The sequence below is a fragment of the Streptomyces sp. NTH33 genome, from assembly GCF_003236365.1.
Classification (GTDB): Bacteria; Actinomycetota; Actinomycetes; order Streptomycetales; family Streptomycetaceae; genus Streptomyces.
The window spans coordinates 1-6,364 of the sequence record NZ_POTZ01000404.1 but is presented as its reverse complement, the minus strand read 5'-3'; the positions used below and the strand labels follow the sequence as shown (position 1 = coordinate 6,364).

General features: G+C 70.9%; 6 protein-coding genes and 1 pseudogene. All 7 read left to right on the top strand.

Annotated elements, in window-relative coordinates:
* Positions 1–963: ATP-binding protein (locus C1I97_RS28680; RefSeq protein WP_309147834.1), on the top strand; the 963-nt coding region annotated here is incomplete at its 5' end.
* Between the two features lie 14 nt (positions 964–977).
* Entirely contained in the window at positions 978–1,490 is a 513-nt protein-coding gene (locus tag C1I97_RS28675; RefSeq protein WP_111006037.1) for a hypothetical protein, read from the top strand.
* A gap of 171 nt (positions 1,491–1,661) precedes the next feature.
* On the top strand, positions 1,662–2,147 hold the full coding sequence (locus C1I97_RS28670; protein ID WP_111006036.1) for a hypothetical protein: 486 nt from the start codon (positions 1,662–1,664) through the stop codon (positions 2,145–2,147).
* A gap of 221 nt (positions 2,148–2,368) precedes the next feature.
* Positions 2,369–2,833: a single-stranded DNA-binding protein gene (locus tag C1I97_RS28665; protein WP_111006035.1), complete on the top strand. Its 465-nt coding sequence runs from the start codon at positions 2,369–2,371 to the stop codon at positions 2,831–2,833.
* A 515-nt stretch (positions 2,834–3,348) separates the two neighbouring features.
* Entirely contained in the window at positions 3,349–4,380 is a 1,032-nt protein-coding gene (recA, locus tag C1I97_RS28655; RefSeq protein ID WP_111006033.1) for a recombinase RecA, read from the top strand.
* A 204-nt stretch (positions 4,381–4,584) separates the two neighbouring features.
* On the top strand, positions 4,585–5,553 hold the full coding sequence (locus C1I97_RS28650) for a hypothetical protein (protein WP_111006039.1): 969 nt from the start codon (positions 4,585–4,587) through the stop codon (positions 5,551–5,553).
* 25 nt (positions 5,554–5,578) lie between these two features.
* Positions 5,579–6,364 (top strand): annotated as a pseudogene (locus C1I97_RS28645) (RecB family exonuclease); the annotation flags it as partial.

Here is a 6,364-nt window from a genome sequence, read left to right as displayed (position 1 = left end):
GGCCCACCCCGAACCCCGTCGGAGACGTTAGAGGAGCACGGCGTGAACCACCTCGCCTTCATCCCCGCCACCAAGGAACAGGCCAAGGCCCGCATCGCGCTCACCGGGCCCACCGGATCGGGCAAGACCTACACCGCCCTGGTCACCGGCACCGGGCTCGGCGACCGGATCGCCCTGGTCGACACCGAGCACGGCAGCGCCGCCAAGTATGCCGACGAGTTCGCCTTCGACACCCTTCCGCTCACCACGTTCGAGCCCACCGCGCTCGTCGAGGCGCTCGCGGTGGCCGCTCACGACGGCTACGACGTCATGATCGTCGACTCCCTGAGCCATTTCTGGTCCGGCGCCGGCGGGATGTTGGAGCAGGTCGACAACGCGGCCAGGCGCGTCGGGGCGGGAGGCAGCTTCGCCGGCTGGAAGGAGGCCCGCCCCCTGGAACGGGCGATGCTCGACGCCCTGCTCGCCTATCCCGGTCACCTCATCGTCACCATGCGCACCAAGACCGAGTACGTCGTCGAGGCCGACGAGCGCGGGCGCAAGGTGCCGCGCAAGGTCGGGCTCAAGCCCGAGCAGCGAGAGGGCATCGAGTACGAATTCGACATCGTCGGCGACCTCGACCACGAGAACACCCTGGTGATCTCCAAATCCCGGGCCAAGCCGCTGTCCGGGACGGTGCTCCACAAGCCCGGCGCGGAGTTCGCCGAGGCCGTCCTCGGCTGGCTCGAGGCCGGCAAGCCCGCCAAGTCCGCGCCGGACTACATCACGGCGGCCACCGCGCCGGACGCCACCTACGAGGACCTGCGCGCCCTCTACGAGGAGGCCCGCCGGCACAACCTGCTCGGCGCCGCCGTCCTGGACGGCAAGGAGACCCGCACGCTCGGCGAGCTGATCGTGCGCCACGGCACCGAGGCGGCGAAGAACCGGGTCGCCCAGGATGCCGAGTCGAGGGCCGGGACCGGGTAGGAGGGCCAGGCCGCATGAGCCTCAAGGACCAAGCCACCCGGGTCGCCGTGCTCCGGGTGCTGCGCGACGCGGTGGACGCCGAGTACGAGGCCGCCCGCCGCACGGTGCTCGACGGGCTGCGCGCGGCCCGTGCCGAGCTCGGCCTGAAGTCGATCCGGGCGACCCTGCCGGACCGCACGCCCATCGCCACCATCACGCTCATCGACCCCCGGCCGACGGTCGTGATCGCCGACGAGCACGCCTTCCTCACCTGGGTGGCCGAAAACCACCCCAGCGAGGTGGAGACGCTCACCCGGGTGCGCCCCTGCTGGCAGCGGGAATTCTTCACCCGGCTCGCCTGCCTCGACCCGGTCACCGACCCGCACACCGGCGAGGTGATCCCGGGACTGGCCGCGGCACCGGCGCCCCCGCCGCGGTCGTTCAGCCTTCGCCCCGTGCCCGGCGGGCCGGAGAAGGTCACCCGCGCCTGGCGCACCGGCGAGCTCGACCTGCGCCAACTGCTCGCCCTCGACGGCGGTGCGACATGACCACCGCCCTCTCACCACTGGATCGTCCAGGTCGGCCACCTGGGTCGCGGTGGCTGAACCCCCACGGACAGGTTGCCGCACCCGCGGCGCCACTCTGTGCGGGTATCGCGAGGGCGACGGTGCGACGGCCCGCCGCGACACCCGACGCGTCCCGGCTGGAAGGAGGCATCGTTGACGCCGACCGAGACGGTACGGCTCGTCGGTCCGGTCGCCGCGACGTGTCCCTCGGCGCATCTGGAGGAGACCACGGCACAAGCCCGATACCTCCTCCTGGCCGACCTGGACGCCACCGACGCGTGGACGGCCGTGATCCGGCTGGGCCGACAGCGGCACCACATCGCCGCCGACATCCTCGCCGAGGTGCGCGCGGTCCGCGGGGAGCGGCTCGCCCGCGCCCCGCTGCCGCTGCCGGACACCGACCCGGACGCCCCGCGCCGCTACCGCGCGGAACTCCTCGCCAGCGTGAACGCGATCACCTCGAGCGCATCGACCAGGCGCCCGTCACCCCGGCCGATCCGCCTCCCGTCTCGCCGACCCGAAGCACGACGCCGGCTCGAAGCGCGACCTGCGCATCCGCTTCCTTCGCGTGCCTTGCCCCTGGTGCAAGGGCCGCTTCCGGCGGCCCCTGCGTCGTCCCCCGGCTCGGCATTCCGCTGAGGAACATCCCCGCCCACGAGGCACGGCCCATCGCGGCCGGACTTGCCAACTCGGGCCGAGAAAGGGCGGGAAAGGACAGAGAGTGAACCCGACGACCGCCTCGCCCCGCAGTGCGGCGTGCCACTTCGCCGGCACGCGGCGCGAGACCCACCCACTCCGGGCTACCAGCCGTCTCGAACCGGCACGGGTGAGGGATCACTCGTCGAACGAGAGGAAAAGCCATGGTTGGTGAAACCATCATCACAGTGGTCGGCAATCTGACCGATGACCCCGAGCTACGCCTCAACCCGTCCGGCGATGCGGTCGCGCACTTCGCCGTCGCCTCCACGCCCCGCGCCTTCGACCGGGAGACAGGGAAGTGGAGGGACGCCGAGACGCTGTTCCTGCGCTGTTCGGCCTGGGGGCAGATGGCCAGGCACGTCGCCGGGTCCCTGACCCGCGGTACGCGCGTCATCGTCCAGGGACGGTTGCGCCAGCGGACGTACGAGACCAAGGAGGGCGAGCGCCGCACCGTGGTCGAGTGTGGGGTCGACGAGGTCGGTCCCTCGCTGCGGTTCGCCACCGCGCAGGTCACCAAGGCCCCCCGCGCGAGCGCCTTCGCCGGTGTCAGTCCACCCGCCGACGGCCTGTTCGCCCAGAGCGACGGCGAGCCGCCCACCCCCCGGCAGGGCGAGGAGCCCTTCTGACCGACGAGAGCACCGCAGAGGCTGACCGGCATGACCAACCCTGTCCCGACCGACCCCTGCGCGACCTGGACCCCGCAGGCTGCACTCGGTTTGACCTGTATCGATTGTCATCCCGAATACCGGGACGACCACCAGGACGACGACTCCCGTATCCGCCCGGAGGCCTCCTCCAACGAGACGGTCCTGGACGGATGTGAGGGGCACGGCCTCCCAAAGCCCCCCGATGACCCGGTCGATGAACCGCCATGGAGAGAAGAGCCGACCGCGGCCGAGGCGACTGGAGGAAGGACGGCAGCGCCGCCCGGGCAACCGGCGGCGACCAACAAGATCACAGATTGACGGCAGCCCCGCGAGCGGCGCCGAGACGGTGAAACAGAGCCGGAGTGATGCGACACCCGGCACCATCGCCCCGAAGTCCGCGCGGGCCGCCGCAGAACCGACACCCCGGGCCGTCGGCGCGGTGACCCGGGACCGTCGGCCGCAATGACACGCCACATCCCATCCAGGCGGACGCCATGAAAGAACAGGACCGCGAGAGGGCGCTCGAGCTGGCCCTCATCCAGATCGAGAAGCGCTTCGGCAAGGGCTCGGTCATGTGCCTCGGCGATGACCCCTGGTCCCCCATCGAGGTCATCCCCACCGGGTCGATCGCTCTCGACGTCGCCCTTGGCATCGGCGGCCTGCCCCGCGGGCGGGTCGTGGAGATCTATGGACCTGACGCCTCGGGCAAGACCACTCTCGCCCTGCACGCGGTGGCCAACGCCCAACGCGCCGGCGGCACCGTGGCGTTCATCGACGCCGAGTACGGCCTCGACACCGAGTACGCCAAGCGGCTGGGTGTGGACACCGACGCCCTGCTGGTCTGCCAGCCCGACAACGGCGAGCAGGCACTGGAGATCGTGGACATGCTGGTCCGCTCCGGCGCGCTCGACCTCATCGTCATCGACTCCGTCGCCGCGCTCGTCCCGCGCGCGGAGATCGAGGGCGAGATGGGCGACAGCCACGTGGGTCTGCAGGCCCGCCTGATGAGCCAGGCCCTCCGCAAGATCACCAGCGCGCTCAACCAGTCGAAGACCACGGCGATCTTCATCAACCAGCTCCGGGAGAAGATCGGTGTGATGTTCGGCTCCCCGGAGACGACGCCCGGGGGCCGGGCGCTGAAGTTCTACGCCTCCGTGCGCCTGGACGTCCGCCGCATCGAGACGCTGAAGAACGGGACCGAGGCGGTCGGCAACCGCACCCGTGTCAAGGTGGCCAAGAACAAGTGCGCACCCCCCTTCAAGCAGGCCGAGTTCGACATCCTCTACGGGCAGGGCATCAGCCGCGAGGGCGACCTGATCGACCTGGGCCTGGAGCACGGCTTCCTCTACAAGTCCGGCGCCTGGTACACCTACGAGGGCGACCAGCTCGGCCAGGGCAAGGAGAACGCCCGCAACTTCTTCAAGGACAACCCCGACCTCGCCGACGAGATCGAGAAGAAGATCAAGGAGAAGCTGGGCATCGGGACGGGACCGGACACCGTCCCCGCCGCCTCCATCGAGTTCTGACCCGGTGCGACCCCCTTCCGGAATTCGCCTGTCCGGACTCTGTGCCCCCAACGGGAATCCGTTGGATCAGGGAATGGGGATGCGCGGTATGTGTCCTGCGCCGGGAGGGCAGCGTGCGATGGTCCTTCGTGACCGACCGGCGAGGACACCACACGCGCATGAACCGCGTTGCCCGAGACGCTTTCGGACGCCGAGGAGCAGCACGTGAGCGACACCGCTTCGACCATTCGTCGCGTCTACCTCCACTGTGAGTTCCTTCCCGCCGATCCCACCGTCCGCGGCCTGGTCTCCATCGGCCTCACCGACGACGCCGGCTGTGACTACTACGCCGTCAACAACGGGATGGACGTGAGCGCCGTGCTCAACGTCCCGTGGATGGCCGACAACGTGTGGCCCAACCTGCCCCGGTGCACTGTCGACGGCTATCCCTGCCTCCTCGACCGCACCCATCCCGACGTCAAGCTCCTCGACGAGATGCGCGACGACGTGGCGAAGTACTTCGCCGATGGCTCCCCGGAGACCCATCTGTACGCCTACTACGGCGGCCAGCACATCTGGCGTCTGCACTCCCTGTGGGACCACGACTGGGCGGCGATGCCGCCCTCGGTGCCGCGCTGGTGCCACGAGCTGCGGTCCCTCGTCGTCCAGGCCGGAGACCCACCACTGCCGGAGCGAGCCGATGGACAGCACCACGCGCTGACGGACGCCGGCTACAACCGCACCCTGCACGAGTACCTGCTCGCCCTCTCCACCTGCCCGCAGCGCGAAGACGATGGCTTCCGCCCCGTGAGCGGCCTGCACCGGATGCCGCCCACCGACCGGCAGGCGGCCGCGCCCCCACGGACCGAGCGCGTGGACAAGAGCTCTGCGGCCTGCTGGGGGCCGGAAAGCAGCAGCCGTCATCCAGGCCGGCCGGTAACGAGAGGGGAGCGGCCGACGCGTTTTCCCACCCATCAGATGCACTCCGTCGTCTGCGATGTCTGTGACTACGTCTACGACGAGGACGGGGACGGCTTCGAGGTGTTCGACAGCCCGGAGGCGGCCGCGCAAGAGGTGTTGCGGCACCACTGGAAGTGCCTCTCCGACGGGCGAGTGATGTGCCCAAGTGATGATGGGGAACACCAGGCCGTGTATGACGAGTTGATGCCGCCCGAGCCGGGGGCCGGCGGGTAGGTCGCGCCGACGAGGAGACGTGCCGATGCAGGCGTCGACGGATGGGCAGCCGTGCCGGCGGATCGCGCGCGGAGCGAATCGGCGTAGGGCTGGGGGTGTGCAGCCGTTCGAGGCCTCCGGCACACCGGCCCCGCCCGCGCCGCCGTCGCTGTCGCCGTCGCGCGTGGCCGACTTCTTGACCTGCCCGCTGCGCTACCGGTTCCGGGCGATCGACCGGCTGCCGGAGAGGCCCAGCGCGGCGGTGGCCCGGGGCACGCTGGTGCACGCGGTGCTGGAGCGGCTCTTCGACGACCCGGCGGTGGAGCGTACGGCCGCGCGCGCGTTCTCTGGTGGCGGGCGAGTGGGAGCGGCTGCCGGCGGCGAAGCCGGAGCTTGCGGAGCTGTTCGCCGAGGAGGGCGGGGCGCCCGTCCCGGAGCGGGTCGCGCAGTGGCTGGCCGAGGCGGAGCGGCTGGTCGAGCGGTGGTTCACGCTGGAGGACCCGACCCGGCTGGAGCCGGCGGGGCGGGAGCTGTTCGTCGAGGCGACGCTGGACTCCGGGCTGACGCTGCGCGGGATCATCGACTGGGTGGACGTGGCGCCGACCGGCGAGGTGCGGCTGGTCGACTACAAGACGGGCAAGGCCCCCGGCCGGAGTACGCGGCGGATGCCCTGTTCCGGATGAAGTTCTACGCCCTGGTGCTGTGGCGGCTGCGCGGCGCCGTGCGGTGCCGCCTGCAGTTGGTCTGTCTCGGCAGCGGGGAGGTGCTGGGCTGCGAGCCGGCAGAGGGCGGTCTGCGGGCCGTGGAGCGCAAGCTGCTCGCCCTGGGGGAG